Here is a 24726-nt window from a genome sequence, read left to right on the forward strand (position 1 = left end):
GTAAGGCTGATTGTGTTGGGGTTATGGGCGTTCCGAGCGAAGTTAACACCGGGCCCCGATCCGGCACCTCTCTGGCACCCGATGCGCTGCGCAAAATGACTGCCCAACTTGGGATCGGACTGCCTGTAGATGGTCGGGATCTTGGCAATCTGGACCTGTCAGGGGATTGGCCTGCCGCGTTGGAACAACTTGTGACGCAAATGGTGGATCACGGTGTTGTACCCGTTGTCTTGGGTGGCGCGTCTGATGTCGCCTCGGGTGTGCTGGGGGCCTTGCCTGATCTGCCAGTTGTCGCGGCCATGCCGTTGGCCCGGCGTGATATCGCGACGCGAACAGCCAACACGATCTGGGTGGGATTGAACGGCGATCAACCTGCTGGTGTCTGGGATCTGATCAGCCAGCGCAAGATGGATTGGCGCACCGCGCGGCAGTTGGATGAAGGGCACGGCGACTATTCTGACACGCCCGAGCGCGCTGTCTTGTGGATCGACATATCGGTCATTGATCTGGGGCATGCAGCTGGCAGCGTCGGCCTAAATCCCGGCGGGATGAAACCTGAAACGCTGGTTTCCGTCATTGGTGCCATGTCCTGTAAATGGCAGGCGATTGTGATCACCGGCCTTGCGCCTGCGCGCGACACCAGGGGAATGTCGGAACTGGCGGCGATCGAAACCCTGAACGCGGCGTTGCACAATGAGTGAAGCGGCGCAAATACAGTTTGACGCGATCCCCAGTTTTCTGGGCGCATCCATTGGCGATCTGGAAGATCTCGTGCCCGGTCAGGTCGCGATTGCAGGCTATTTTTGTGACAATCTCGCCCGGCCATCGGCAGGGCAACGCTATCTCGCGCGCCAGCTTCGGTATGCGTCCTGCCCCACAGTAACACCCGCGAATGCAATTGACCTTGGGGACGTGAACGTCTTTCCGCTAGAACCTGACAAGCATTTTCTCGCAGTTGCCTCGCAATGTGAATCGGTTCTTGAAACCGGTGCCCGCATGGTGTTGGTAGGCGGCGATTCCAGCGGTTTGGAAGCGCTTGACGTCGCCGCAAGACAGGTCACAGGTGCGGATGTTCCCATCATTGGGGTCAATGGCGGCGCAGTGAGCCATTTGCCCCGCACCCAACCGGTCATCCTGTCTGTGGATTTACAAGAGCTTGCGGGCAAATGGGTATCGCACCCGCATCGCCTGACGGGAATGTCACCAGCACAAATGATCGCGCAAATTGACGCCACCCCGGGCGATACCATCGCGGCTGCGGTTTTTGGGCTTGCCCCGGAACTGGACAACCGTGGCAAGGCTGAAACCCGCGCTGCACTGGCGATCCTGCAAGCGGTCACAGCTCGTCTTGAGAAAGGAGCAGGCTGATGCCTCTACGTTCGGCCCCGTTGCCGCGCATGGCAGGGCATCTGTCGTTCATGCGCTCTCAGACCAAAGCAATCGGCGACGTCCGGTCTGGAGATCTGGCCGTACTGGGCATCCCGTTTGAAGATACAAACGCACCTCATGCAGGGCAATCTCTGGCGCCGCGTGCATTACGCGAAACCTCGGTCTATTTCGGTTGGCACGCAAATCCACAATTCAGTCACCCCGTAGATATCGATGCGCGTCAGGATATCAGTACCGATGGCCTGCACGAGCGGCTTTGTGATCTCGGAGATATTGCACCGGGGTCCGAAGATGCGATCCACGCGGCCTTGAAGGCGGCCATGCGTCAGATCAGCGACAATGGCGCCTGTGCAATCTTTTTGGGCGGATCAGATCGCATGTCCGAGACGGCGCGGAGCGCGCTCCCTCATTGTCAGACAGTGCAGCTTGGCGGTACACCAGCCGATGCGCGCGATTTTCATATTGCGCCCTTGCCGAACGGAACGACCACGCCGGTAAATAGAGATACTGCCGCGCAGCGTGCCGCGTTTTCAGAGTGGCGGGATCCATCAAAGCCGTTGTTTGTTCGGTTTGATCTCTCGGTGTTTGAAACATCGCTCAGTGCGCTTTGTGATCGGCCCCGTTTGGGGGGCTGCGATCTTGCGACGGTGGTGCAATGGCTTGAGCTTTTGGGACGGCACGAGGTCAGCGCCATTATGTTGACCGGTCTGAATCCGAACCGTCCCGGAATGGGTGTCGTGAAGGTTGGCCAACGCCTGATGGTCACGGCTCTTCTGGCGTTTATCTATGCGCGCCTCGGCTTTGGGATTGATTTTCCGCGCCGCCAAACTTCCAAGGAAAAAGTACTGACATGACTGCAGCGATAACGACATTTCTCCCGCCTCTGGCACAACCGGGGTATCGGCTGTTTGATGGGCCTCTGCTCGATGCCGCCGACGTCCGTCCGGGCCAAATCGGTGTGGTGGGTATGCCCAGCGATTGGACACATTCAAGCCGGCTCGGAACCAGGTTTGGTCCCGAGGCGCTGCGTAAGGCAACGACGGTATTGCAATCCATGCGACCGCAGGGGGTCAGTTTTGATCCAGATACGGGCCAAAGAAGCGCAACGGCCAGCGACTGGCTCGTGGATTGCGGGGATGCAGTGATCACCCCTGAGGATGTAGACGCAACCACCGAGGCCATTGCCGCAATGACCGAGGCGCTGAGCGTTGGAGGGGCGATCCCTCTGGCACTGGGCGGTGATCACTATAATAGCTTCCCGGCCTGCCTTGGCTATTCCCGTGGGTTGGCCAAACGCGCACCAAATGCACGTTTTGGGTATATCCAGATCGACGGTCATCTGGATTTCTCTGACCGGCTTGGCGCGTGGGGCAGCCATAACCACGCAACCAATGCCCGTCGGATTTCCGAACTGCCCAATGTCGACGTGTCCAATATGGTTTGGGTCGGGATCACCGGTTGGGTCGACAGCGGTGAACTCGCCTTGATCGAAGAGCAGGGCGGTCGGGTGTTTTCGGCTGGCGACGTACATAAATTGGGGACGGCAGAGGCAATTCGTCAGGCGTTGGAGCATGCCATGAAGGGATGTGACGAACTGTATCTGTCAATCGACATCGATGCGATGGACGCTGGCTACCTCCCCGGCACCGGCTCAATCGTTCATAGCGGTATTACACCGCGTCAGTATTACGATCTGCTGGATGGGCTGGCCGAGGCCCCGTTGGGTGGACTGGATATTGTTGAGGTGTCCCCTCCTCTTGATCCGTCGGAGCGTACCGAATTTCTGGCTGCAGAAATGTTGTTCCGGATCCTGCGTCGCTTCCGCACACAACCTGTGACCGGGGCGGTGACAGAGCAATGATGGACTACAAAGGAACAGAGCAGCTGGGTGGGTTTTCCCATGCAGGAAAAACACTTGCGCCCGCGACACGGCCCTGGATCACAGACCTGTCAGCGCTTTGCCCTTACGAGGGCCTGCAACCCGGGAACCTACCGGAATTTGAACGCGACCCGAATTGGGACAACTGGGCGCTCACCGACAGTCCCAAAGACCCGAACCTGCGCCTGAACTGGCATCTATTTGAGGACGGTGGAAGAAGATTGATGGTCGCCGACCGGATGCTTATGAGCCGCGTCAGCTGGCAGGATCTGGATGATGCGGGGTATGTCCATGGCACAGAGCTGTCGATTGATGGACGCCTGTTTCGCTGCCGGTTGCTTACGGGGGGGGATACGCCCTGTAGTGACCCTTTTCAGGGGGCGACGCGCCCCAATGAATGGGATGCGCTGGTGGGGGGCAGCGGGGCGTTGAACGCTCCGCAACCGGACCCGGCCAATAGTACAGCACCGCTTTGCCCGGATCATCTGACCTCGCCTCATAACCGTTTGTGGAACTGGTTCGGCGCGGTCAGCTGGACCGCCGAACCGGTTGCCAGACGGGCCGATGGGCGGGTGTGCAGGGGCTATCATGGCCCGACCTATTTTTACGTGAATACTGTGGACCACCGGCATGAAGATATCGGGTGGCGACCAGTTCTTGAGGAAGCGCTATGACTGCAAACCCCTTTGCCAACTTTATCGCCGGATCATGGGTTGCTAGCAGCGACGCGGCCCCCAATGTCAACCCGTCCGACCTGAACGACACGATCGGCGAGTATGCCCGGGCAAGCGCCGATCAAACGGTTGACGCAATCGAGGCCGCGGCCGCGGCCCTGCCGAATTGGCGCAAGACATCGCCTCTGGTCCGGTTCGAAGCGCTCGACCGGATCGGGTCGGAAATCCTCGCCCGTGTAGACGAGCTGGGCGATATGCTGGCCCGCGAAGAGGGCAAAACCTTGCCCGAAGCCAAGGCCGAAGCGCATCGCGCCGGGCATTTGTTCAAATATTTCGCGGCTGAGGCGTATCGTGCGACCGGCGACACCTACCAATCTCTGCGCGAAGGTGTGTCGCTAAATGTTGTACGCGAGCCAATCGGCGTTGTGGGCGTAATCACGCCCTGGAATTTCCCACTGGCGATCCCCGCATGGAAAATCGCACCCGCTCTGGCCTATGGCAATACGGTTGTGTTCAAACCTGCCGAACTGGTGCCCGGATCGGCATGGATGTTGTCCGATATTATTGCCCGTGCGGGCGTGCCTGAGGGGGTGTTCAACCTTGTGATGGGAAAAGGCCGTGAGGTTGGGGAGGCAATCGTTACGCACCCCAAGGTGTCCGGGGTCACATTCACCGGTTCCACACCCGTCGGTCGCCATATGGGGGCGGCGCTGTTTGCGCGAGGAGCGAAAATGCAGCTGGAGATGGGGGGGAAGAACCCCTTGATCGTGCTGGATGACGCCGATCTGGATCTGGCGGTGCACTGCGCCGTTCAGGGCAGCTTTTTCTCAACCGGACAACGCTGCACAGCGTCTTCCCGCCTGATTGTGACCGAGGGCATTCACGACGCATTTGTTGACCGTCTTTGCGCGGCAATGAAAGACCTTCGGATCGGTGATGCGCGCGCTCCGGAAACCCAGATTGGTCCGGTCGCCAGTGAAGCGCAGCTCGCCATCGACAAACGATACGTGTCTCAGGCTGTGGATGACGGTGCAACGCTTGCCGCAGGTGGTGGCGAGGTCAAATCCAAAACAACCGGCCATTACTTTGCGCCTGCGTTGTTTACGGATGTGTCACCCGACGCAGCCGTGGCACGAGACGAAATCTTTGGGCCCATCGCCGCCGTGTTACGCGTGCCGGATTACGACGCCGCCCTGGCCACGTCCAACGACTGCGAATTTGGATTGTCCGCAGGAATTGTCACGCGGGATCCCGCCAAAATCGATCACTTCTCGCAGAACGCCGAAGCAGGCATGATACAAGTCAATCTGCCCACCGCCGGCATGGATTTCCACGCACCCTTTACGGGCCGAAAGGGATCCTCTTATGGTGCACCGGAAAAAGGCAGCTATTGCCGCGAGTTTTTCACGGCGGCCAAGGTTGTACACGCGGGGCGCGGATAATGTCGCAGACACCTTTGAAGGGCATTCGTGTTCTTGATCTGACCAATGTCCTTGCCGGTCCGTTCTGTTGTCATCATCTGGCGCATCTGGGCGGCGAGGTTATCAAGGTCGAAGCCGTCGGTCGGGGCGATCTCGCCCGCCAACTGGGGGCCGACCCAGAGCTGAACAAAGTCAACATGGGCGTGTCCTTTCTCGCCCAGAACGCGGGCAAGAAATCGGTCACGGTCAACCTCAAGAACCCACGGGGTCGAGAGATTTTTCTGAAACTGGTCGAAACTGCAGATGTCGTGGTTGAAAACTTCCGGCCCGGCGTCATGACGCGCCTCGGCGTGGGCTACCAGACCCTGAAAGAGGCCAATCCGACCCTCATCTATTGTGCTATCTCCGGCTTTGGCCAAGAGGGCCCGTGGATACGCCGCCCGGCTTATGACCAGATCATACAGGGAACCTCGGGTGTGATGTCGATCACCGGGGATAGCGACAGCGCGCCGCTGCGCGTTGGATATCCGGTGGCAGACACTGTGGGGGGCATCACCGCAGCCTTTGCGATTTCATCTGCTCTGAACGCCAATCCGCGCGGCACCTTTATTGATGTGTCGATGCTGGAATCGGTGCTGGCGACAATGGGCTGGGTGGTGTCGAACTATCTGATCGCCGGCGTCAATCCGACTGCCAATGGCAATGAAAACCCCACTTCGGCGCCTTCCGGTGCGTTTGAAGCGAAGGGCGGGTTGATCAACATTGCCGCAAACAAAGACCAGCAATGGGAGCTACTGACGGACCACCTGGGATTGGCCGCGCTGCGCGAGCGGCCTGAATATGCCACGCGCGAGGATCGCAAACGCAATAGGCTGGCTCTGAAAACTGAGCTGGAGACCGTGTTGAAGACCCGGTCACCGCGCGACTGGGCCAAGGAACTCAATAGCATTGGTGTGCCATCAGGAGCGGTTTTGACAGTGCCGGAAGTATTGGAAATGCCGCAGGTTGCAGACCGCGGTTTCCTCGACCAGTTTGAAAACGTCCCCGGCGTCGGACGCGACATTCAGGTTGCCACGACCGGGATCAAATTGGACGGCAGCGCGCCCACCGTCGATGCACCACCGCCCACATTGGGGCAGCACAACTCTCAAATCTGGAGCGAGTTAGGTCTTTCACCGGAAGACATTGAAAAACTGGCAAAGGATGGCGCGATATGACGGACCCCGCAGGACGCAATGACGCCGATGCCATTTGCCACTGGTGGCGCACCGAAATTATCGACATGGCTCCGGGGCGGATCGCCTTTCGCGGCCACCCGATCCAGGACCTGATCGGAAACGTCAGCTTTGCTCAGATGATCTGGCTCATGGTGCGCGGCAATTTGCCCACGCCAGAACAGGCGGCGCTTTTTGAATGCGCGCTGGTGGCGGGCGTGGATCATGGTCCGCAGGCGCCATCGATAGCCGCAGCGCGTATGGCCGCGACCTGTGGGCTGGGGCTCAACAACGTCATGGCCACCGGGGTCAACATGTTGGGTGACGTGCATGGCGGCGCCGGTGAACAATGCGCCGAGCTTTATTTCGACGTCGCCAAACGGATGGATGACGGCGCTGAACAGGAAGTTGCCGTCCGCGACGGTATCGCCGCCTGGTGTGAGGAAAATGGCAAGATCGTCTCGGGTTTTGGCCACCGTTTCCACAAGCCCGTCGATCCCCGCGCACCGCGATTGATGGCGTTGGTACGCGAGGCCGCGATGTCAGGCACTGTAGAAGGGCGATTTGCCGATATCGGTGAAGCTATACAGACGGAAATCGGACGTAAGCGCGGTGCCGATATCGCGATGAATATCGATGGGGCCACGGCTGTTATCTTTTGCGAATTGGGGTTCCCGGCACCGCTTTCCCGGGGATTGTTCTGTCTTTCCCGCTCGGTTGGCGTCTTGTCTCATGGCTGGGAACAGATTCAACAGGGCGGGCGGAACAAGGGGCCAATGCCGCCGCGTTATCTGCCGGAATATATTGGTGTCAAATCGGAGCGCTAACCCGATGACCATTGATGGTGCGAACGCCTAAATTCACACCGAACTTGGCATTGAAGCGCCACTGGCGTGTGGACTGTTTTGCCGGTCTCGGTCATTGGGCATCCCCCCCTAGAAGCAGACCCAACATGTTAGTCTGAACAAAGATTCACTTCTTTGGTGTTGTCTTTGAAGGTATTTCAATCCAGGCGAGAATCGATACATTTTCACGCTTGTTCTGACGTCAGCGAAGCGCACCGAGCTGCCATCGCGACAAGCGCGGCGAATTCACACTTGGTCCGCGATGCGTGAGTTTGTCGATCGCTGGATTTCGCAGTCGCAGCTAAAGTCCGGTCTGGTGGGCCGCACCGCAGCGATGCGCGCCCTCGGTCAACGGCAGGAATGGGCCGCACCGTCATGCTGCGTGAGCGCAGGTCCGCGCGTTGGTCGAGGTCGGCAATGGGCTCTGACCGCCATTCGGTGCGAACCGCAGAGAATGGCGGCGGCGAGCCCGAAGCGGTCAATCGTTTGACTTTTTTGAGCATTTCACAAAACTCACCGTGTATCACAATTGGGTGTACTCTCGCTTATCAAGTAAGAGGAGAAAGCTGATGGAAACACTGGGCCCGACACTTGCGGCACTAAGCGTTCAGCGTGCATTAATTATTAAGTTGTCACTGGGGGTCTTGGCTTATGTGTTAGTGGTGGAAGACGCGCAGGCCCAAAGCGCACAGGGTTGCGTAGAATTGGGCTCTCCTCGGATAGAATATTCATCCGGATCTGAAAGCACTCGCGTTAATCAAACAATTTCAACGACGGAACGCACGTGTCTGCCGATCCCAAACGGACCCATAACAGGACTTACAATTGGTAACTCCTCTATCACGTCCTCAGGTGAAATTGAGTTGTATGTTCCTGGCCAAAATACCGTTCCAAGCAATGCTTCAGTTTTAACTCTTCTGAATGTTGATGTCGCCGCAGGCAGCGGAGACTTTGTATCCCGGGAAGCGTTGGCAACAAACATCAGCGGGAAGCTCAGAGTGAACCTCATTGGAACTTCGATTGGTTCCGGCAGATCAATGACCTTCGTTCCGTTCAACGGCGCGAATATCGACCCCACTGAAGTTTACTTCCAGTCAGACCGACCGTTAACCTACGACAACCTGACTGTTATGGGGGCTACCGAAGTGGTTTTCGGGGCGTACTATATCCAAACCCGGGTTGCTGAAGCTTCTGATTTCACACTGACGAATAGTTTGATTTCTTCAACCAGTGATATGACGATAGCCGCAGGCACGACTATTCGGCTTGATGCCGCAAGCAGTTTGAACACCGTAAACTTTGAGAATTTTGGCACGCTTGCCGGAACGGGAACCGTGAACGCATTCAACTTCACAGTTAAGAACGGAGGGGTACTTTCGCCGGGCTTTTCAATTGGTACGCTCAACAATAGTGGCGGAATCGCTTTTGAAACTGGGTCAAGACTTTTAAGCGAAGTCGATCCGACGGCCGGTCAGAAAGCCGACTTGGTGTCATCCAACGGGCCCGTTACAGGGATTAACCGCGCCACCATACAAGTCGAAGCCGCTCGTCCCGGCCTGACTGCGCAGGACTATGCTGCTGGCAACGACTACACGGTTTTTCAAGCCTCGCGTTTCGATGGAAACTCCCCAACTCTTGTTGCAGGAGGATCTTTGCCCGCCCTATCCAGTCTGAGTATCTCAAACACGCCAACCGCGGACGGTAGAATCGACATAACGTTTTCGACTCTCCCCGTCTCGAGTTTACCGCAACATCCATCAGTTGTTGGATCTCCCAACGCAAGCAACCTTGCTGGTGCGGTGGCTAACACCACAAACACGTCACCTGGAACCAACCTGACCAACGGCTCAACCCTGGGTAATACCGTTAACACGCTCACCAATTCAGGTTTAGCTGGGTTTAATCGTGTGCACGCAGAACCCTATTCCTCCAATTTGACCGTTGGGCTGGAGCAACTTGACCTGATAACCAACACCGTGCTGAGCCACGCTGACTGCCGCAAGTATCAAGCAGTTGGCTTCAGCAACGAGGATCAACCCGTTGCAGCAGGCGATATCGACTTGGCCCAGAGCCCTAGCGGAGCAATAGACTGCTCTGATCGGCGCTGGTGGATCGACACAGCGTATGTGAGCGGGGACGTTGATGGAAGTAAAGGCCTCGGGACATTCGACTATTCGCTGGGCACCATTTTGGTCGGAGCGGATGTCGCAAGCACCGATAGAGGCGTGGTCGGCGTGTACGCAGGATTTGGGACATCCTCCATGGATGAACACGATCAAGTCGATCAGGACTTTTCGACCGACAGCTATCATGTGGGCGTGTATGGGCGTACAACAACCGGAACTTGGGAGTTCTCCGGACTGATCGGTTACATGTTCGGTGAAACTGATGCCAAGCGGAACAACCCTTCTGTTGATGGCTTTACGGGGGGCGAGGCTAAATCGGATTTGGACCAAGAGGGAATCCACGCCGGTATCCAGGCACGGAAGTTGTTTAACCTGGAGAGCGGCGCAAGGGTTTCTACGGTTTTTGGATTGAACTACGGGCGTATCCAACAAGGTTCAGGCACAGAGACTGGCGGTGGTGATTTCAATTACTCGATTGAAAAAGCGAACGCAGAATCGCTGGTCGCTTCTATTGGAATTGACTACCAGCGGGATTTCTTGACAGAGAATGGCGTGCTAACCCCAATGGCCTTTGCTCGTTACGAGTATGATTTTTTTGCCAACAAGGACAGTGAGCACGAAATCACTGTCACGAGCCCGATATTTGGGACATTCACGCAAGTCGGACAAAACCGAGGCGCCAATGGTTTCGTTCTTGGGCTTGGACTGGGCTATCAGATTTCTGATCTGGCAAGACTAACGGCAGGATATGGCTATTCTGTTCGCTCCAATGGCCAAGAACATGGCCTAGGTGCGAATTTAAGTGTTCGGTTCTGAATTGTCCGTACGGTTGTTTCAACCTTAGGAATCACACACGCCGACCATCGTTGTTGTGCCTTCACAATCGAACCCAGTGGACGTCCGCTTTGTCCCGCTCACCTACCATTTGCCGCCTAGTTCTAAACGTCCGGAATGTGCGGTAGGCTACGTGCCGCACATGCGAAAGACCAAAGCTCGGTCGACGGCAGCTCGGGGCTCAAACCGCCGGTCGTTGCAAGCCGCAGAGAATGACGGCACAGAGCCCATACCTCCCAAGTTTCTGCGTTGTGGCGAATGACCGCTTCAGAGAAAACGCCGAACGCGGGAGGCGTATTCCTCGAAGTCCGCGCCGTAGCGCGCGCGCAGCCATGGCTCTTCCGCGAATGGTGCAGCCAACAGCACGAGGACCGCGGCACTTCCGACCGGAAAGACCAGCGGTGCCGCCGTCAGCAGCATCCATCCGATGACCATGAAGATATCTGCGACATACTGGGGATTGCGGGAGTAGCGATAAAGACCGTCGGTTCGCAGATGCCCAACGGCACCGCCGGTTTGGGCGATGCCAAAGCGTACAACTTCAAACCAGACGGCTGCGTTTCCGGTGAGGATTAAAGGCACCCCGATCCAGAACCGCATCCAGTCTGGAAATGGCAGGGTCGCCCATCCAAGAATGCCAAGCAGAACAAGCACGCCGAACAAAGTGAATGTTGGAACCCAGACAAGGAAAGGCGTTCTGATCGTGTATTCTTCCGGGGGCCAGAGCCGCCGCGATGGACGCGCAAACGACCAAACGAGCGCGGCCAAGGTTCCTGCGGCAATCCCCAAGCCAAGAAGAGCAAGAAAGGCCTCCATCAGACTTCGGCATGATTGTGTGAATTGAACTCACGGCGTTCAGCGAGCGCCTGGCGCACGATCTGGAACGCTGAGGACAGAAACAAGCTGGCCATGATCGCAGCGACGATCAGGTCGGGCCAGCCGGTGGCCGTGCCCCATACGCCCAAAGCTGCTAACATCACGGCGACGTTGCCGATGGCGTCGTTTCGCGAGCAGAGCCAGACAGAGCGCACATTGGCATCCCCGTCCTTGTAGCTGACCAGCAGCAGGACGCTTGCAAGGTTTGTCGCCAGAGCCAGAGCGCCGACAACGCCCATGATTTCCGCTTCCGGTACGCCGACATAGAAAACCCGGTAGACTGTCGAGCCGAAGACCCACAGGCCCATCAGAAGAAGACTGATGCCCTTGGCGAGCGCTGCATTCGTCCGCGCGCGGATCGAAGCACCGATGACAGCAAGTGAGATGCCATAGGTCAGAGCATCGCCCAAGAAGTCGAGGGCGTCAGCCTTCAGAGCTTGCGACTGTGCGACCTGGCCTGCTGTCATCTCGACGGCAAACATCGTCGCGTTCAGCGCGATGACGATCCACAGCCGCCGTTTGTAGTCGTCCGATACGCCATCGAACTTAGCGTCATGTCCACAACACCCTGACATCACACGGCCTCCTTTAGAATGATTGGTGCCTGTTTAGGAAGAAGGTTCTCTGCGCCGCCGGGGATGATTGGCACATAGCCTTGCCTGATCCGCGCCACGCGCCGGTTCATCCAGTGCCGTATGACAAGACGATAGAGCAACCCGCGAAAACCGGACAGCTGGTGGTGGTCCTTGTAGAAATCATCCGGACTGTCAAAGACATCGAAGTCGTGGTTGATCCCGGTCTTCTGGATGTATGTGCTTTGGCCAGACCACTCGACGGGCGGGGCCTGAAGGCAATCTGTCCCCGCGCCATAGGCACAGAGCGACGTGCGATCCGGAAAGGTCTCCTGAAGCGCTCCCAGAACGCCTTGATCGAGGATAAACCCTTCGAGATTGATCCACTTGCCGTCGATCAGAACTTCCACCCAGGAATGGATGATGCTTCGGGGGGCCAGCGGGAAAACCAACTCTGGCACAACGCCACGCTGCAAGCCCTTGTCGATGGTGAAACCATGAAACCGGCAAGGGATATTCAACGCCCTGAGCAGTGCCATCAGAAGCGTGCCCTTGGTGTTGCACTGCCCATAGCCGTCCGCCAGCACTCGGGAGGCAGGCAGCGCATCGTCGCTGTTGTATCCGAACAGGATTTCGTTCCGCACGAAATCATAGGCCGTGCCGATGCGTGCGGTGGGGTCAAGAGAAGACCACCCGCGCTCGGCGATCAATGCCTGGATCGCATCGGATCGAAAATCGAGTATGGGGGTTTCGGCGAGGTATTTCTGGGACATGGTTCACTCTGGTTTCAGCGTCCCAACTGATATACGATCTCTAGTGACTAGAGGTTCAAGAGGTATTTTCATGTTTTCCATTGGCGAGCTATCGCGGCGCACGAACGTCAAGGTTCCAACAATCCGCTACTACGAAGAGTCTGGGCTTCTCGACGCACCGGAACGGACTGAAGGCAATCAGCGTCGGTATGATGCGGCGGGGCTGGAGCGCCTGAGCTTCATCAAGCACGCCCGCGACCTCGGCTTCTCGATTGAAGCTATTGCTGCCTTGATCGAGCTACAGGGCCACCCGGACCGGTCGTGTGCAGAGGCCAATGATATTGCGACGGCTCAGCTCTCGGACGTGCGCGCAAAGATCAAACGCCTCCGCGCGCTTGAGAAAGAACTGGTGCGGATTTCCAACGGCTGCGATGGCGGCGGAGTGACCGAAGACTGCTATGTCCTGGCTTCTTTGTCGGATCATGGCCTTTGCGAGCGCGATCACTGAAAAGGTAAAGCAGACTATCACATCGTATAGCCAAACGTCGGCAAAGTCCCGCTCACCTACCATTTGCCGCCTAGTTCTAAACGTCCGGAATGTGCGGTAGGCTACGTGCCGCACATGCGAAAGACCAAAGCTCGGTCGACGGCAGCTGTGGGCTCAAACCGCCGGTCGTTGCAAGCCGCAGAGAATGACGGCACAGAGCCCACTCTGACAAATGCTGCACTTCGCGCCAAAGGCGGCTATAGGAAAAGACCGGACAAAACGCGACAGAACCAAATGCACTTCTACTGAGGCTCTACAATCCACCATGTCCCCTGAAACAATGCAGAACGCCGCGTCTGCATGATGGGCGTTGATTTCCTATATGGCGGCGTGCAGGCGCGCTCTTGGATCAATGCCCTAAACCTCGCCTAATACAACAAAATGGGGGTCTGACATCCATATGATTTTTGACACTTTTTTATCCACTTTGTTGAACCGCTGGCCGCTCTACTCATCGTCGAGCTGCAACCCGGTCGGCAGGCCATCCATACTGCTGAGGTTCTTTTCTTTCCAATAGGCCTGAATGCCGTCCGGCCCCTTGCTTTGGTGCCAATTCTCTATCGCCGCTCGTTCCCCTTTGTATTCAAAAAGCGGCACCCCGTTTCCGCAGGAGGTTTGCACGAGATCAAAGTCGAGCCGCATGATCTGCCTTGTTCCCAGGGGGGGTGTACCACCGTAATGTTGAGCGATGAGTTGCTTGAATTCCGGTGTTTCCCTACCGATTGATTTGCCGACCCCGTAAAGCCTCAGAATTCTGGGGGACCGTGGAACGCACAAAACATGAATGTAAGTCGGCCATCCGCCAGCATATGCGCCGCAGTTTCGTTCCCACTTCCGGTTCTGTCCAGGTATATGGCTGAGTTATCGTCCAATATCCGGAGCGAAGCCGTTTCACGAGGCGAGACATTGACCCGGCTGGTCTGGGTGGAGGACGCAACAAAGAAAATCTGTTGCCGTTCAATGAAGTCTTTCAAGTTTGCGTTTAAGCTTTTGTATTGTTTGGCCATTTCTCCTGCTAGGCCCCAAGCTCTTTGATCTCGCGTTGAATTGACCACTCAATGAGTTCGCCCCAGAGCCTTCGGGCCAGTTCGGGGTCCAGTTGCTTCCCGGATGCCGTCTTGCTTACTTTTTCAAGCACTTCGGCCACGCGATCTGTTGTCCTTGCAGGCAAGCCTTCGATCTTCTTCAAATCGACAGCACGGTCGATGTAGCCGGTGCGGGTGGCCAGAAGGGTGAGCAATTCGACGTCAATGGCGTCGATCTGAACGCGAAGCTCAGCCATAGTTGTGCAGGCCTCGGGCGGAATAAGTTTACTCATGATTTTCTTCAGTAGTAACTTGGTTGCTAAGGAGCTGGCGAAGAAGGCTCACAGCTCTCTGAGCGCGCGCCACACAAAATTCCGCTGTTGGAGCTGGGAGTCGCCCGATCACACGCCGGATTTGCTGGTCGCCGATCAACAGGTCCAGATAGAGGTCAACAGCTTCTCCCGATGTCTCAAAGTTCAGTTGACCCTCGCGCCGTGCACGAAGCAGCACCTGCTCTAACAAGGGAAACACGGATTCGCGCCCGACCTTTGAAAGTGTCGCGCCGAGTTCACCGCTGCTATCAGCTGCTGCGGCGCGATTGAGGGCAACGGCGCGATCACCTGTCAGTAAGTCTAAAAGCTTTGGACCCAGCGTTCCCAGAATTGTAAGCGCGTCATGGTCGGTTTCCAATTCAGCTTCCAGGTGTGACTTCACTTCTTCCGCGTTGCGCGTGACGAGGGCACGAAACAGCCCCTGCTTATCCCCGTACCAATTGTACAAGGTCTCATTTGATGCGCGGGCCTGTTTGGCAATGCCCTGCATGGACGTGCCCCCATACCCTTTGGCCTCCAGCACCTCGTAGGCAGCCGCCTCGATCTGTTGCTGGCGCAGGGATCGTTTCTCTTCACGCAAAATCATTCTCCAGCCTGTTGACAGAAACCGTAACCAATATTACGGATAAGTGCAACCGTAATATCTATTACGTTTTTAAGCATGAGGAAAAAGTCATGAGTATTCTGAAATGGACACTGGGTAGCGTTGCCGTTTTGGCCCTGGGCGCTGGCATCGCAATCGGGATTGGCAGTTACAGGACCGAAAGAGACATCTCCGCGTTCCAGTCCCACATCGCAGAGCGGGCCCGCCCGTCCGACTTTGCGACATTAGGTCAGATCGATCTGGACGCCTTGCCCTCGCCCGTCCAACGCTACTTCGACTTTGCATTCCCCAACGGGGTCCCAGAGGCGCGCCTTGTGCGGCTCACGTCCGAGGGAGAATTCCGACGTCCACAGACAGACGGGTTCAACTTCACCACGGCAGAACAGGTAATCGCTATTTCGGAACCGGCGCTTATGTTCTCGGCGACCACGCCGATCCTCCCTGGCATCTGGGCCCGTGCGTATGATTACTTTGCCGACGGCGAGATGGAGATGAAGGCGAAGATTCTCTCTACACTGTCGGTCGTGGATGAGCGCGAAACGCCTGAACTCAATGTTGTTTCACTGCGCCGTTGGCTCTTGGAAAGTGCCCTTTTTCCACAGGCGCTCTTGCCCGGTGGGCCGGTCACATGGGAACCGATCAACGCTAACAGCGCGCGCGCCATTGTCGCCGCCGATGGGCTTCGGTCTACGATGATTGTGCATTTCGCCGAGAATGGCGCCATCACACATATGGTGGCTGAAGAGGACGGCGATCTGAATACGCCCTATCACGGCTCGGGTGAACATGTCACACGTTCAGATTACCGCGAAATAAGCGGCGTAATGATCCCCCATGCCTTTGTTATTTCGCGCATGGCAGACGGCGAAGTCTACCCGTTCTTTGATGCACAGTTGACTGGGTTCACTTTCGAATGACCCTGCAAAGAGCCAGACCAATGCCAAAAATTCTCACCTTCATGTCGATGCTCTCGCTCTTGAGCATCGGCGCTATCTTCGGGTTTTTCTACGCCTGGGTCTGTTCAACAATGTGGGGGTTGGACGCGACGGATCCACGAACAGCCATTGCCGCGATGCAAGCGATGAATGCTTCGGTCCGAAACGTGGTGTTCTTCCCGGCCTTCTTCCTGACACCAGTCATTCTGGGCGCAACGGCCATCATCGCCGCCCGGCAAGCCAGAAAAAAATCAGCCGTGCTCTTTGGACTGGCTGCCATTTTGTACATCGTAGGGGCCTTCTTCGTCACAGCGACGGTGAATGTCCCCATGAATGAAGCCCTGGCAGAAGTCGTTGTGCCTTCGGATATCGGGGCCGCCCAAGGTATTTGGCAAAACTACTCAACCTCCTGGCAGGTCTGGAACTTGCTTCGCACTCTGGTGAGCGGAGTTTGCCTAATCCTGACTGGCCTAGCTATTTTCTTTCTAAACTTGGAGTCTACGTGATGGAACTGTCACTTCTGACATTCACCCTTCTGGCGCTCGTTGTCGTTATGACACCCGGTCCGACTGTTCTACTTGCCTTGTCCAATGGATCACGGTTCGGCATCGCTACGGCAGGGTACGGTATTGCCGGGGCTGCTATCTCTGATGCTGTTCTGATCACGGCAGCCGGTTTAGGACTCGGAGCTGTTCTTGCCGCGTCAGCTTTTTGGTTCAGCATCGTCAAATGGATCGGCGTCGCTTACCTCGTCTGGCTGGGCGTGCAAATGATGCGATCATCCGGTCAGTTGGGGCCAGTCGCGAACCCGTCCGAAAACGTGAGATCGGGTGCGCTTCGCAACAACCGAGCGGTTTTAAGAAAGAGCTTTCTTGTCGCGGTCACAAACCCCAAGGGATACCTGTTTTTTACTGCTTTCCTGCCGCAGTTCCTCAAACCGACAGAGCCTGTGTTTCAACAATATGTAACGCTGGCACTGGTCTTTATCACGGTCGATGTCATCGTCATGGCCGCCTATGCGGGACTGGGCGCAAAAGCAGTTCAGTTTCTCAGCAATCGCGGGGCGCTCTGGATCGACAGGGTATGTGGCAGTCTTCTTGTCGCCTTGGGTCTTGCGTTGACCTTCCTGAAGCGCGCCGATGTGTAGGTCTCTGCCGCTCAAACCAAGGATGCTCGCGGCCGAGAAGACAATCGTTTTTTTAACAGCCCTGGCTACCGAAGCCGACCTTGGCGCAACCGCAGCGAAAGCGCACTTTGTCCGCTCACCTACCATTTGCCGCCTAGTTCTAAACGTCCGGAATGTGCGGTAGGCTACGTGCCGCACATGCGAAAGACCAAAGCTCGGTCGACGGCAGCTCAGGGCTCTCATGGTATTTGCTGCGCCGAGATCGAACGGCCGCGTTCGGCAATGGAAAATCTTTGAGTCGTGAATGGCAAAGTCAGCGTAACAGCTCGCCTCCACTCGGTTCTAAATCAGTAGCTTAGCTGATCATGAATGGCAAAACTATGTGTCGCCCGACAACTGTCACGGGGTCGGAGTGGCAAAAAAATGGGAGGGAACCGCGCGCTTGCGCGTGGGAGGAACCGGTTTTTTTGACATGGAGACGACGCGCACCGCGCGGCGCTTGCCCCTTGACCGGCCCGACGCAGGATGCGGGCGGATCGGGATGATGGGACCGGCCTGCCGGTCACAGCAGACCCACTATTGGACAATGCCAGGGCCGGGGTGAGCGCGCTTTAGCGCGTCGATCCCCTGCCCTGTCCAATAATCAATGCGAGCCGCGCGCCTCGCGCGGATCTCCCAGACCTATTGCAAAAGCGGGCGTTACCCTTTGGGCCGAAACAAGCATGTGCAGGCGACTTGTGGCCGCGGTTAAAGCTGGCTCGGATGAGACAGGTTTATCCGCACCTGGGCCACAGGGAGATCGCACTTGATTGGTTCGGGTCGGAGGCCGGTCTGCCGGCGTCCGACTAGCACGCGGTCACGCGCCCATAGGCGCGGGATTTGCCCAACTACTCTAGTCAGAGCTGGTTAAACCAAAGGCAAACACCAAACCGCATTGCTTACAAAAAAGTTGGCTCAAACACGTTTTTTCTAAGCAAAAACGGCAATTTCGCTGAGCTTTGGAGATAAATACTACTGCATAATTTTATAGGAGTAACTGATTATGACTGAAGATTTTAAGGTGATTTTGAAAAGAGCGAACGGCTCAAGAGACGAAATTACACGCACGTTTGAAGCTAAACCGCGACTCGGTGACGGTCTATTTTTTGATGGGGAAGGTTTTGAAGTTGAGCTTGTGGTGACTGACACAGTTGGTCACGACAAGAGCATTGTGTATGCAAAATCGACTGGCTGTGTGTAGCTGGGGCTACTGTACAAAGTTGTGGCGGTGCAAGCCGCTACAGCTCTGCCCGATATGCTTGGGGGAAGCAATTGGGGCGCACTCCGAGGGGGAAACGCAAACGAGCTGCAGCGGCTATCCGTGAGTGTCAGAGTAATTCCTGACTCAGCCACAGGTAGAACAGCCAGCCTTTACAAACAAGGCGAAAATGAGCGCCAAAGCGTCACGGGTTCGTGTGCGAGACCGACCAGCCTGGAGCCGGAGCAAAGGAAAGGGCGACTTGCGCCGCCCTGCCCTTCCCTCAGTTCTGCTCGTCGTCGTCATTCCGCTTCGGGAAAGCCACCATTTCGACGCCGGGGAACATATCGTGCTTGACCTGGATCGAGGTGATGTTGCCGTGATCATCGGTGTTTACAAAGGCGACACCGCAGCGGTTCCAGAAGTTCTTGCCATCTTTTTCACCGGCTTTGACGTTCAGTTTCAGAGTTTGAGTTGCCATTGTTTGATCCTCGTTTTTGAGTGTTTCGATGAACATGCAAGAAGCGGGCATAAAGGAGTTGTCAGCAGGTAATTTGTCCCGCGAGGAATGCGCGATCAGCGCAGGGGAAATTACCTGTTGAAGCGGAGCGCCCGGAACGGGGGCTGCGCGGCTACTCCGACTGCCCGATTATGTTCATCTTGAAAGAAACACGTGAACGAGGATCTTCACTGGCAACGGGTTTGAGGCTGTCAGACCGAGTGAAAGGCAAGAACTTCTGGGCCCGCTGCGAGCGGAACACCTGAACAAAGGGAAACGCGGCAACATCACCTCGATCTGACACAAGCTCTGTGCGCAGATCCGCGAGCTGGTGGCTTTCCCGAAGCGGAATGACCTGCAGAACATGGATATTGGGCGCATTGGCGGTGCAAGTCGCCCTTTCTCGATAGCGTAGGCGAAAGGCTGGGCCGTCCGGCCCTGGGCCGCGTTTCGCGGGACAGGTTAACAGCCGGACGCGATCTGCCCGGGCAGCACCAGGCGCAACGCGGCAATGGTGTGCCGGCCGCCGTGGCGGCCGTCAAAGCGAAGCGACCAGTCGCGCCGGCACGTGGGGCCGTGGCCCCAGGTGCCAAGGGACAACAACGGCACCTCAAAGCCAGGACAACGAAAAAGAAAAGACCCGCCGAAGCGGGCCAAGGTCTCTCGCCACGAGAGGAAAACAAAAAAGCGCGTTGAGGCTAACGGTTGCGCGCCCGATCGACAACGCCGTCATAGGTGATCGCGGTAATCCGATCTTCAGTGCGGCGGGTCATCTCGATCCCGTCACCTGTCATTGTTGTTTCAGCGTGTTCGGTCCATTTGAAGATACTGCCATCCGCTTCGACATGGGTTTCATCTTCAGCGGCACGGCGTTTGACAGAACCATCATGGTGAACCTCAATGATTGTACCGTCTGCCATTCGGACAGTTACAGAATGGTCATCAACAGCAACCCCTTGCCACCAGATTTCAGCATCGCGGCGCACAACAATCCGATTGGGATGCAGCTTGATTTGCACATCTTGGGTATCTTCTGGATCGGCGGCTTTGACCACAACAATGGCCTCTTGCTCGGCAGGGGCACCATGAATCGACGCGCTGCCGTTCTTCGGCGGCCAGAACTTCGGTTCGTCGCGTTGGCGTTTATTCTGGTCCTTGTGGAACGCAATATACATCTGCGCGGACTTCCAGACGCGGCGAGCGGCTTTTTCAACCTTCGTTACGGCGGTGGCTTTTGTCATTCTTTCAGTCCCTCAATCGGATGGGTGATCCCAAGGATTCAAAACATTGACGCCTAAGAACTGAAACGGCTTCACGTCTCTGGTTGCTACAGAAAAACCGTGTGTCTTTGCAATCGCCGCGATCTGCGCGTCTGCCAACTTCACGTCATAGGCTTTCGCCTCGGCTTGCATGGTCGCAAGGGCTTCCGCAGCCGCACGGTCGAATGGCAAAATCCGGTTGCCGCAGAGACGGCCTAGCGTAAAGTCGAAGCCTTTCCAAAGCGCAGCTTTCCGCTTGCCGTCAGGCAGTAGTTCAATCCCATATCGTACCTCAAAGATGGTGATTGTCGTGGTGTAAAACTGCGCGCTATGCAGCGCATTCAACCACCCAATCACCGCCTGCGAAGGGGTTTCCTTCATGGGGTCGGACAGTACATTTGTGTCTAAAATAATCACCCGAAGTCCGCCGGTTCTGCTTTGTCGTCACTGCGTTCAATATCAGGCAAGAACGCATTAAGGCCCTGCACGTATTCAACAATCACGTCACCAACCTTTTCGGCTGGTCGAGACGCTTCATCGAGAAGTTGCCGAGCGGCTTCCTCCGTGCTGATGCCACGTTCTGCCGCGACAAACCGAACGCGACTGTGAACGTCATCAGATAGGTTTCTGACTGTCAGATTTGCCATTTCATCCTCCATGTTGGGTAGTGATAGCATACAGTGTATTTGATAGCAGTGCAATCAAATATCAAGTATGCTATCATCTTTCATTGCTTTCCAGTTGTCACCATGCGGGATTACATCAGCCTCGCGCCTCAACACTGCGGCGCGGTTGTTGAGTGCCACTATGACAGCAGTGGTCGGATGGTCGCCACGGTGGCCACGCTGCGGGCGCTGCAAGCCGGTCGGCCCATGTTTAAGCAACCAAACGGCGCTCTCGATGGCCTCAAGATCATCCTCGATCTTGATCATGTCCAGCGGCATACACATTGCATGGGTTTCAAGGTCACGGCGCATTTTGCGCGACCATCGACGGCTGTTCAATTTCCACGCTGCCGCACACCATTCGGCCACGTTGCTCCATCGCACCCGCGTTCCGGGCGTCGTGTAAATGTAGCGTGTCATGTTCCACAAACCCCGTCACATTCGCTGCGGAAATCAAAGTCTGGCCCACCTGTTTCGGCTTCAAAGTCGATGTCGCCAAGAGGTCGGCAAGATCGGTGCATGTATTCCAGCGCCCGCATCCCGGCTGCGGGACCGTTGCGGCGCATCGCAGCATCCAGCTCAACAGCATCAAAGAAGGCGTCTGGGTCGTTGATGCTCAATTCGAGCCAACGTGCATTCGTGCGGAACGGGCAACCAATACACGCGGATTTGGGCGGCTCCGGGTATCCATGCCGCTTGCACCACTCGGAACAGTCACCGCGCGACATGCGGGCCTCTACGAGCGGCCAACGATGCGTGATCCAACTTTCAGGCGCATCTTTGATCCGCTCCATTTCGTCGGTGCTGATGCCAATCCACTGCTCTACGCGAAACGCGGTCGCGCGCGCGCCTTTGGGAACCCCGAGCAGGCGGCGAACTTCGGCACGGATCGGATCAATCTTGGCCTCTCGGGTACATTGGCGGCGGTTCATCCCGCCTTGGCCCAGAAAATAAGGGATAGTTACAAATCGGCCTTCGGCGCGATCCGCGCGAGCCTGGACTTGCGCGCGCAAGTCCACGGCCTTTACACGGTGGATCGGAAACGGCAGGACGTTCCCAGATGAAAGCCAGTCCAAATGCTCATAAACCGCTTTAGGCTCCCATCCGGTATCTGCGAAAATAGCCAAATCAGGCATTGGGCCGATTTCGCCGTGAGCCGCCATCAGCGCCAGCGTAGTGCTTTGAACGCCTGCCCCCAACGAAAGAACTCTGAGGTCGGCATTCTCAACTGGCTCACTGACACCGGGCCAAATCGGGTGTTTGTATTGGGTCGCGTCGAACATGGTTAAATCCCTGCTGTGGACAGGGCGCATTGCGCCCTGCCCTGCTGGTTTCAGAAGCACTCGGGAACCCAAGCGTCGATGCGGGCCTTCTGTTCAGGGGTGACGCGCAAAGCCTTTTGATGCTCTGGATCGTTGAACAGCTTGTGCATCGCTTCGTTCTTCTCGCCCTTCTTGGACTTGCTGAACGCGCGGTAGTCGTCGGTATCCATGTGCAAACCCAGAAGGTCTTTATAGAGGTCGTCAAGCTGCCAGCCCTTCAAACGCTTGAAGCAGTTGGTTTCTGATGGTGTCCAGATCGAGCGCATATCAGCGCCAACATCAGCCGCGATTTCCGCCATGAAGTCGGCCCGCTGGGTTGTAAAGCGCCGCGCGAGAAACGCGGTGATTTCGCCGTTGCGGGTTTTCTTGCCCAGATCGCGGAATGCCTTGAACGCTTCGATGCTGCCTTTCCCGGCCATTTCCTGAAACTGGCTGTAGGCTTCCTCTGCGGCCTCATCCCGCTCACCACCAAGACGCGGATCAAGAACAAACTGATCGTCAATCTCGGGCGTGTTGTTCTCCGCCCCGCCGTAGCCGAACCCGAACAGGCTGGTGTAGTGACCGGATGCCGGTGTCGCATAGAAGGCAAATAGGCTCAGAACATAATCGGGCTTGTCCAGCATGGCCGTTTGAACAGCCGCCAGCCGGATCGCTTTCATGTCGTCAATGAACTTCTGCGAGAATGCCGGTTTTTCAGCTTCCGATGCAGTGGGCTTAGAAGGTTTTGAGGGGGCTTCGATGAACTCCTGTTCAATAGCCGCTGCCTGATCCTCGGGCTTAATGAGGCCACGCAAAGCAGAGATTTCGCCATTGTGACGGACAAAGACCATGATCCCTGCAATCGCTTTCTGCTCTGGCTGATATTCACCATCCAGAACCTTTTGCAGAGCATCCAATTCAGCTTGACCGGCTTCGTCCAGTGCATCGCCTTCTTCAAGCTCGGCCAGTTCGTCAAACCGCTCGGCCTGTTCCTCGGTCAATAAACCTTCAATCACTGGTGTTTGGGCAACCCCGTGGGCATCCCGAACCTCGTAGAAATAGGGATTGCTGTCGTCGGTGGTCATGGCCCATGCCCAACCTTCCGCCTCGCGCAGCTTTTCGGCTTCGGCGTCCAGTTTCTCAGAATACAAGCGTTCCAGCAATTCAGGGTCTTTGAACAGGGTTTCGTTCTGGAACAAATCACTGGTGACGGTGCCGCCAGCCTCTTCAAAGGCATCCTGACCAACAAACTTTGCCTTGCGGTCTGTGTTGCGCACGGATTCCGGTGTCAGGGCTTGGCGCACGTAGTATTCGTTATACAAACGCCCAGATATTGCGCCTTCCAGCGCCTCAAGGATTTTGGCCTCGTCGTCGCAAATGGTCATTGCCTTGGCGATGCCTTGGCTGATTTCCCCGGCTTTGACCGCATCCAAGACAGGATCGGGCAGATCGGCCAGCGCAAGGCGGCGGCGCACGTGCGCCTCTGTCACGCCAAATGCGTTGCTGATCTTACCAACAGACAGGGATTTCGCAGCCATTTTCCCATAGGCACGAACCTCGTCAATAGGGTCCAGTTCTTCGCGGGCGGTGTTCTCGGCATTGGCCCATTGCTCGGCCACAAAGGGGTTATCGGTGATCTTGACCGGCACCTGCGCCAGATCGGCGCGCTCGGTTACAGCGATGTTGAGGGCGCGAAACCGGCGACCACCTGCGACAATGCCGATTTTACCGTCTTTGTCGCGCAGACCGCTCAAGTTCTGGATCAGGCCACACGTGACGAGGCTTTCGGCCAGCAGCGCAATGCCTTCGTCGGCAACTTCCTGACGCGGATTGATTTCAGACAGGTACAGATCGGACAGGGCAACGGTTTCGATGGTTTCCGGTGCGGTGAATGTTTCGTGTTTGCTCATTGGGCAAGTCCTTGTTTCGTGGCTAAGTTTTTGTTATTGGTGCCCTACCCCTTGCGGGGTAGAGCGAGGCCGCTTAGGCGGCAGCTTGAGTTTTCAAGAAGGCGAGGCCGATCTTGGCGGAGAGACCTCCCTTTTTGATCAGCGCATAGGCTTCACGCTTACGCTGTTCGATCATTTCAATGCTCATGGTGTTCACCTCCTTTCGTGCGCGGGTTGCGCATTGGCCGTTTCAGAACCGGACTATTCGTCCACGCTGAAAACGACCGTTTTGTCCTCGACCGTGTACGGTACGGCCTTGGACAAAAGCTGTTCGATGGCGGTGGCTGGGACAGATGGGAAGCTCTGGCACATGCTGTTCAGCAGGACCGGACGATCATCTGCGAAGTGATACCCGTTGATGGCCCATGCAATTAGACCGGGGGTATGAACCAAATCGGATGATCCAAGACGATATTCAGTCATGACAACTCTTTCTTTCGTGGCGATGCGGTTGCCGATGTTTCCCGGCTATCCGCTAATGGGCGCGGCCTTCTGATCTGTTAGCTGATAGATGGACCACATCTATCGGCTGGCAGAACAGGAGGGCGAAGCCCTGCCTGTGGCCTGGGGCGGGACTGTCACGGGGTCGGAGTGGCAAAAAAATGGGAGGGAACCGCGCGCTTGCGCGTGGGAGGAACCGGTTTTTTTGACATGGAGACGACGCG

Annotated in this window: 28 protein-coding genes; 14 read left to right on the forward strand and 14 right to left on the reverse strand. The window is 56.6% G+C overall.

The window, feature by feature from the left end; all coding sequences use genetic code 11:
* The first annotated feature begins 23 nt into the window (after nt 1-23).
* From ACR0M9_RS19280 to ACR0M9_RS19320, 9 genes are all read left to right on the forward strand, one after another.
* Nucleotides 24-701, forward strand: a complete 678-nt coding sequence (locus ACR0M9_RS19280; protein ID WP_170474326.1) for an arginase family protein — start codon at nt 24-26, stop codon at nt 699-701.
* Complete coding sequence (locus tag ACR0M9_RS19285; RefSeq protein ID WP_170417821.1) at nt 694-1368, forward strand: hypothetical protein; 675 nt, start codon at nt 694-696, stop codon at nt 1366-1368. Before ACR0M9_RS19280 ends, ACR0M9_RS19285 begins: the two co-directional genes overlap by 8 nt.
* Nucleotides 1368-2243, forward strand: coding sequence for an arginase family protein (locus ACR0M9_RS19290; RefSeq protein ID WP_170417818.1), 876 nt, complete (start codon nt 1368-1370; stop codon nt 2241-2243). Before ACR0M9_RS19285 ends, ACR0M9_RS19290 begins: the two co-directional genes overlap by 1 nt.
* Nucleotides 2240-3250, forward strand: coding sequence for an agmatinase family protein (locus tag ACR0M9_RS19295; RefSeq protein WP_170417815.1), 1011 nt, complete (start codon nt 2240-2242; stop codon nt 3248-3250). The genes ACR0M9_RS19290 and ACR0M9_RS19295 overlap by 4 nt, the downstream gene beginning before the upstream one ends.
* Nucleotides 3247-3942: a hypothetical protein gene (locus ACR0M9_RS19300; protein WP_170417812.1), complete on the forward strand. Its 696-nt coding sequence runs from the start codon at nt 3247-3249 to the stop codon at nt 3940-3942. Before ACR0M9_RS19295 ends, ACR0M9_RS19300 begins: the two co-directional genes overlap by 4 nt.
* Nucleotides 3939-5384 (forward strand): aldehyde dehydrogenase family protein, encoded by a 1446-nt coding sequence (locus tag ACR0M9_RS19305; RefSeq protein ID WP_170417809.1) that lies wholly within the window; start codon nt 3939-3941, stop codon nt 5382-5384. Before ACR0M9_RS19300 ends, ACR0M9_RS19305 begins: the two co-directional genes overlap by 4 nt.
* Nucleotides 5384-6580: a CaiB/BaiF CoA transferase family protein gene (locus ACR0M9_RS19310; protein WP_170417806.1), complete on the forward strand. Its 1197-nt coding sequence runs from the start codon at nt 5384-5386 to the stop codon at nt 6578-6580. The genes ACR0M9_RS19305 and ACR0M9_RS19310 overlap by 1 nt, the downstream gene beginning before the upstream one ends.
* Nucleotides 6577-7404, forward strand: a complete 828-nt coding sequence (locus ACR0M9_RS19315; protein WP_170417803.1) for a citryl-CoA lyase — start codon at nt 6577-6579, stop codon at nt 7402-7404. Before ACR0M9_RS19310 ends, ACR0M9_RS19315 begins: the two co-directional genes overlap by 4 nt.
* A 587-nt stretch (nt 7405-7991) precedes the next feature.
* Nucleotides 7992-10364 (forward strand): autotransporter family protein, encoded by a 2373-nt coding sequence (locus ACR0M9_RS19320; protein WP_480774393.1) that lies wholly within the window; start codon nt 7992-7994, stop codon nt 10362-10364.
* A 285-nt stretch (nt 10365-10649) separates the two neighbouring features.
* On the opposite strand, the gene ACR0M9_RS19325 is transcribed toward ACR0M9_RS19320, so the two are convergent.
* Genes ACR0M9_RS19325 through ACR0M9_RS19335 form a run of 3 tightly spaced genes read right to left on the reverse strand, consistent with a single transcriptional unit; the run spans nt 10650 to nt 12603 of the window.
* Complete coding sequence (locus ACR0M9_RS19325; RefSeq protein ID WP_170574509.1) at nt 10650-11198, reverse strand: methyltransferase family protein; 549 nt, start codon at nt 11196-11198, stop codon at nt 10650-10652.
* Nucleotides 11198-11833: a cation efflux transmembrane domain-containing protein gene (locus ACR0M9_RS19330; RefSeq protein WP_209599655.1), complete on the reverse strand. Its 636-nt coding sequence runs from the start codon at nt 11831-11833 to the stop codon at nt 11198-11200. Before ACR0M9_RS19330 ends, ACR0M9_RS19325 begins: the two co-directional genes overlap by 1 nt.
* Nucleotides 11833-12603: a transglutaminase-like domain-containing protein gene (locus ACR0M9_RS19335; protein WP_209599654.1), complete on the reverse strand. Its 771-nt coding sequence runs from the start codon at nt 12601-12603 to the stop codon at nt 11833-11835. The genes ACR0M9_RS19330 and ACR0M9_RS19335 overlap by 1 nt, the downstream gene beginning before the upstream one ends.
* 70 nt (nt 12604-12673) lie before the next feature.
* On the opposite strand from ACR0M9_RS19335, the gene ACR0M9_RS19340 reads away from it, so the two are divergent.
* A complete protein-coding gene (locus ACR0M9_RS19340; protein WP_170574518.1) occupies nt 12674-13090 on the forward strand; it encodes a MerR family transcriptional regulator in 417 nt (138 codons plus the stop codon).
* Nucleotides 13091-13576: 486 nt separating this feature from the next.
* Here the strand turns inward: ACR0M9_RS19340 and ACR0M9_RS19345 are convergent, their stop codons facing one another.
* From ACR0M9_RS19345 to ACR0M9_RS19355, 3 genes are all read right to left on the reverse strand, one after another.
* Nucleotides 13577-13771, reverse strand: coding sequence for a hypothetical protein (locus tag ACR0M9_RS19345; RefSeq protein ID WP_480774394.1), 195 nt, complete (start codon nt 13769-13771; stop codon nt 13577-13579).
* A 373-nt stretch (nt 13772-14144) separates the two neighbouring features.
* Nucleotides 14145-14447, reverse strand: a complete 303-nt coding sequence (locus ACR0M9_RS19350) for a chorismate mutase (protein ID WP_480774395.1) — start codon at nt 14445-14447, stop codon at nt 14145-14147.
* Nucleotides 14440-15072, reverse strand: a complete 633-nt coding sequence (locus ACR0M9_RS19355; RefSeq protein ID WP_480774396.1) for a TetR/AcrR family transcriptional regulator — start codon at nt 15070-15072, stop codon at nt 14440-14442. Before ACR0M9_RS19355 ends, ACR0M9_RS19350 begins: the two co-directional genes overlap by 8 nt.
* An 89-nt stretch (nt 15073-15161) precedes the next feature.
* Here ACR0M9_RS19355 and ACR0M9_RS19360 point away from each other — a divergent pair, with 89 nt between their 5' ends.
* The 4 genes from ACR0M9_RS19360 to ACR0M9_RS19375 all read left to right on the forward strand — a co-directional run bounded on the left by ACR0M9_RS19360 (nt 15162) and on the right by ACR0M9_RS19375 (nt 18391).
* Nucleotides 15162-16007, forward strand: a complete 846-nt coding sequence (locus ACR0M9_RS19360; RefSeq protein WP_480774397.1) for a DUF6920 family protein — start codon at nt 15162-15164, stop codon at nt 16005-16007.
* A 20-nt stretch (nt 16008-16027) separates the two neighbouring features.
* Complete coding sequence (locus tag ACR0M9_RS19365) at nt 16028-16531, forward strand: anthrone oxygenase family protein (RefSeq protein ID WP_480774398.1); 504 nt, start codon at nt 16028-16030, stop codon at nt 16529-16531.
* Nucleotides 16531-17172, forward strand: a complete 642-nt coding sequence (locus ACR0M9_RS19370) for a LysE family translocator (RefSeq protein WP_480774399.1) — start codon at nt 16531-16533, stop codon at nt 17170-17172. Before ACR0M9_RS19365 ends, ACR0M9_RS19370 begins: the two co-directional genes overlap by 1 nt.
* 1021 nt (nt 17173-18193) lie before the next feature.
* Nucleotides 18194-18391: a hypothetical protein gene (locus ACR0M9_RS19375; RefSeq protein ID WP_480774400.1), complete on the forward strand. Its 198-nt coding sequence runs from the start codon at nt 18194-18196 to the stop codon at nt 18389-18391.
* A 280-nt stretch (nt 18392-18671) separates the two neighbouring features.
* On the opposite strand, the gene ACR0M9_RS19380 is transcribed toward ACR0M9_RS19375, so the two are convergent.
* From ACR0M9_RS19380 to ACR0M9_RS19415, 8 genes are all read right to left on the reverse strand, one after another.
* The gene (locus tag ACR0M9_RS19380) at nt 18672-18869 is read right to left on the reverse strand and encodes a hypothetical protein (protein ID WP_480774401.1); all 198 of its coding nucleotides are present in this window, start codon (nt 18867-18869) and stop codon (nt 18672-18674) included.
* A 716-nt stretch (nt 18870-19585) separates the two neighbouring features.
* Complete coding sequence (locus tag ACR0M9_RS19385) at nt 19586-20128, reverse strand: hypothetical protein (protein WP_480774402.1); 543 nt, start codon at nt 20126-20128, stop codon at nt 19586-19588.
* 12 nt (nt 20129-20140) lie between these two features.
* Entirely contained in the window at nt 20141-20563 is a 423-nt protein-coding gene (locus ACR0M9_RS19390; protein ID WP_480774403.1) for a PIN domain-containing protein, read from the reverse strand.
* The gene (locus ACR0M9_RS19395; RefSeq protein ID WP_475214494.1) at nt 20560-20793 is read right to left on the reverse strand and encodes a FitA-like ribbon-helix-helix domain-containing protein; all 234 of its coding nucleotides are present in this window, start codon (nt 20791-20793) and stop codon (nt 20560-20562) included. The genes ACR0M9_RS19390 and ACR0M9_RS19395 overlap by 4 nt, the downstream gene beginning before the upstream one ends.
* 54 nt (nt 20794-20847) lie before the next feature.
* Nucleotides 20848-21231, reverse strand: a complete 384-nt coding sequence (locus tag ACR0M9_RS19400) for a hypothetical protein (RefSeq protein ID WP_480774404.1) — start codon at nt 21229-21231, stop codon at nt 20848-20850.
* Entirely contained in the window at nt 21228-22094 is an 867-nt protein-coding gene (locus ACR0M9_RS19405) for a hypothetical protein (RefSeq protein ID WP_480774405.1), read from the reverse strand. Before ACR0M9_RS19405 ends, ACR0M9_RS19400 begins: the two co-directional genes overlap by 4 nt.
* A gap of 50 nt (nt 22095-22144) precedes the next feature.
* Nucleotides 22145-24022, reverse strand: coding sequence for a ParB/RepB/Spo0J family partition protein (locus ACR0M9_RS19410; RefSeq protein ID WP_480774406.1), 1878 nt, complete (start codon nt 24020-24022; stop codon nt 22145-22147).
* A gap of 240 nt (nt 24023-24262) precedes the next feature.
* A complete protein-coding gene (locus ACR0M9_RS19415) occupies nt 24263-24484 on the reverse strand; it encodes a hypothetical protein (protein ID WP_267367433.1) in 222 nt (73 codons plus the stop codon).
* Nucleotides 24485-24726 lie beyond the last annotated feature (242 nt).

It is taken from the genome of Ruegeria sp. CH2, from assembly GCF_056537065.1.

What these genes read in the sequence shown, in the direction of transcription:
- ACR0M9_RS19280 (WP_170474326.1), top strand. Translation starts at nt 24, where the DNA reads ATGGGCGTTCCGAGCGAAGTTAACACCGGGCCCCGATCCGGCACCTCT.
- ACR0M9_RS19285 (WP_170417821.1), top strand. Translation starts at nt 694, where the DNA reads ATGAGTGAAGCGGCGCAAATACAGTTTGACGCGATCCCCAGTTTTCTG.
- ACR0M9_RS19290 (WP_170417818.1), top strand. Translation starts at nt 1,368, where the DNA reads ATGCCTCTACGTTCGGCCCCGTTGCCGCGCATGGCAGGGCATCTGTCG.
- ACR0M9_RS19295 (WP_170417815.1), top strand. Translation starts at nt 2,240, where the DNA reads ATGACTGCAGCGATAACGACATTTCTCCCGCCTCTGGCACAACCGGGG.
- ACR0M9_RS19300 (WP_170417812.1), top strand. Translation starts at nt 3,247, where the DNA reads ATGATGGACTACAAAGGAACAGAGCAGCTGGGTGGGTTTTCCCATGCA.
- ACR0M9_RS19305 (WP_170417809.1), top strand. Translation starts at nt 3,939, where the DNA reads ATGACTGCAAACCCCTTTGCCAACTTTATCGCCGGATCATGGGTTGCT.
- ACR0M9_RS19310 (WP_170417806.1), top strand. Translation starts at nt 5,384, where the DNA reads ATGTCGCAGACACCTTTGAAGGGCATTCGTGTTCTTGATCTGACCAAT.
- ACR0M9_RS19315 (WP_170417803.1), top strand. Translation starts at nt 6,577, where the DNA reads ATGACGGACCCCGCAGGACGCAATGACGCCGATGCCATTTGCCACTGG.
- ACR0M9_RS19320 (WP_480774393.1), top strand. Translation starts at nt 7,992, where the DNA reads ATGGAAACACTGGGCCCGACACTTGCGGCACTAAGCGTTCAGCGTGCA.
- ACR0M9_RS19325 (WP_170574509.1), bottom strand. Translation starts at nt 11,198, where the DNA reads ATGGAGGCCTTTCTTGCTCTTCTTGGCTTGGGGATTGCCGCAGGAACC.
- ACR0M9_RS19330 (WP_209599655.1), bottom strand. Translation starts at nt 11,833, where the DNA reads ATGTCAGGGTGTTGTGGACATGACGCTAAGTTCGATGGCGTATCGGAC.
- ACR0M9_RS19335 (WP_209599654.1), bottom strand. Translation starts at nt 12,603, where the DNA reads ATGTCCCAGAAATACCTCGCCGAAACCCCCATACTCGATTTTCGATCC.
- ACR0M9_RS19340 (WP_170574518.1), top strand. Translation starts at nt 12,674, where the DNA reads ATGTTTTCCATTGGCGAGCTATCGCGGCGCACGAACGTCAAGGTTCCA.
- ACR0M9_RS19345 (WP_480774394.1), bottom strand. Translation starts at nt 13,771, where the DNA reads ATGCGGCTCGACTTTGATCTCGTGCAAACCTCCTGCGGAAACGGGGTG.
- ACR0M9_RS19350 (WP_480774395.1), bottom strand. Translation starts at nt 14,447, where the DNA reads ATGAGTAAACTTATTCCGCCCGAGGCCTGCACAACTATGGCTGAGCTT.
- ACR0M9_RS19355 (WP_480774396.1), bottom strand. Translation starts at nt 15,072, where the DNA reads ATGATTTTGCGTGAAGAGAAACGATCCCTGCGCCAGCAACAGATCGAG.
- ACR0M9_RS19360 (WP_480774397.1), top strand. Translation starts at nt 15,162, where the DNA reads ATGAGTATTCTGAAATGGACACTGGGTAGCGTTGCCGTTTTGGCCCTG.
- ACR0M9_RS19365 (WP_480774398.1), top strand. Translation starts at nt 16,028, where the DNA reads ATGCCAAAAATTCTCACCTTCATGTCGATGCTCTCGCTCTTGAGCATC.
- ACR0M9_RS19370 (WP_480774399.1), top strand. Translation starts at nt 16,531, where the DNA reads ATGGAACTGTCACTTCTGACATTCACCCTTCTGGCGCTCGTTGTCGTT.
- ACR0M9_RS19375 (WP_480774400.1), top strand. Translation starts at nt 18,194, where the DNA reads ATGACTGAAGATTTTAAGGTGATTTTGAAAAGAGCGAACGGCTCAAGA.
- ACR0M9_RS19380 (WP_480774401.1), bottom strand. Translation starts at nt 18,869, where the DNA reads ATGGCAACTCAAACTCTGAAACTGAACGTCAAAGCCGGTGAAAAAGAT.
- ACR0M9_RS19385 (WP_480774402.1), bottom strand. Translation starts at nt 20,128, where the DNA reads ATGACAAAAGCCACCGCCGTAACGAAGGTTGAAAAAGCCGCTCGCCGC.
- ACR0M9_RS19395 (WP_475214494.1), bottom strand. Translation starts at nt 20,793, where the DNA reads ATGGCAAATCTGACAGTCAGAAACCTATCTGATGACGTTCACAGTCGC.
- ACR0M9_RS19400 (WP_480774404.1), bottom strand. Translation starts at nt 21,231, where the DNA reads ATGACACGCTACATTTACACGACGCCCGGAACGCGGGTGCGATGGAGC.
- ACR0M9_RS19405 (WP_480774405.1), bottom strand. Translation starts at nt 22,094, where the DNA reads ATGTTCGACGCGACCCAATACAAACACCCGATTTGGCCCGGTGTCAGT.
- ACR0M9_RS19410 (WP_480774406.1), bottom strand. Translation starts at nt 24,022, where the DNA reads ATGAGCAAACACGAAACATTCACCGCACCGGAAACCATCGAAACCGTT.
- ACR0M9_RS19415 (WP_267367433.1), bottom strand. Translation starts at nt 24,484, where the DNA reads ATGACTGAATATCGTCTTGGATCATCCGATTTGGTTCATACCCCCGGT.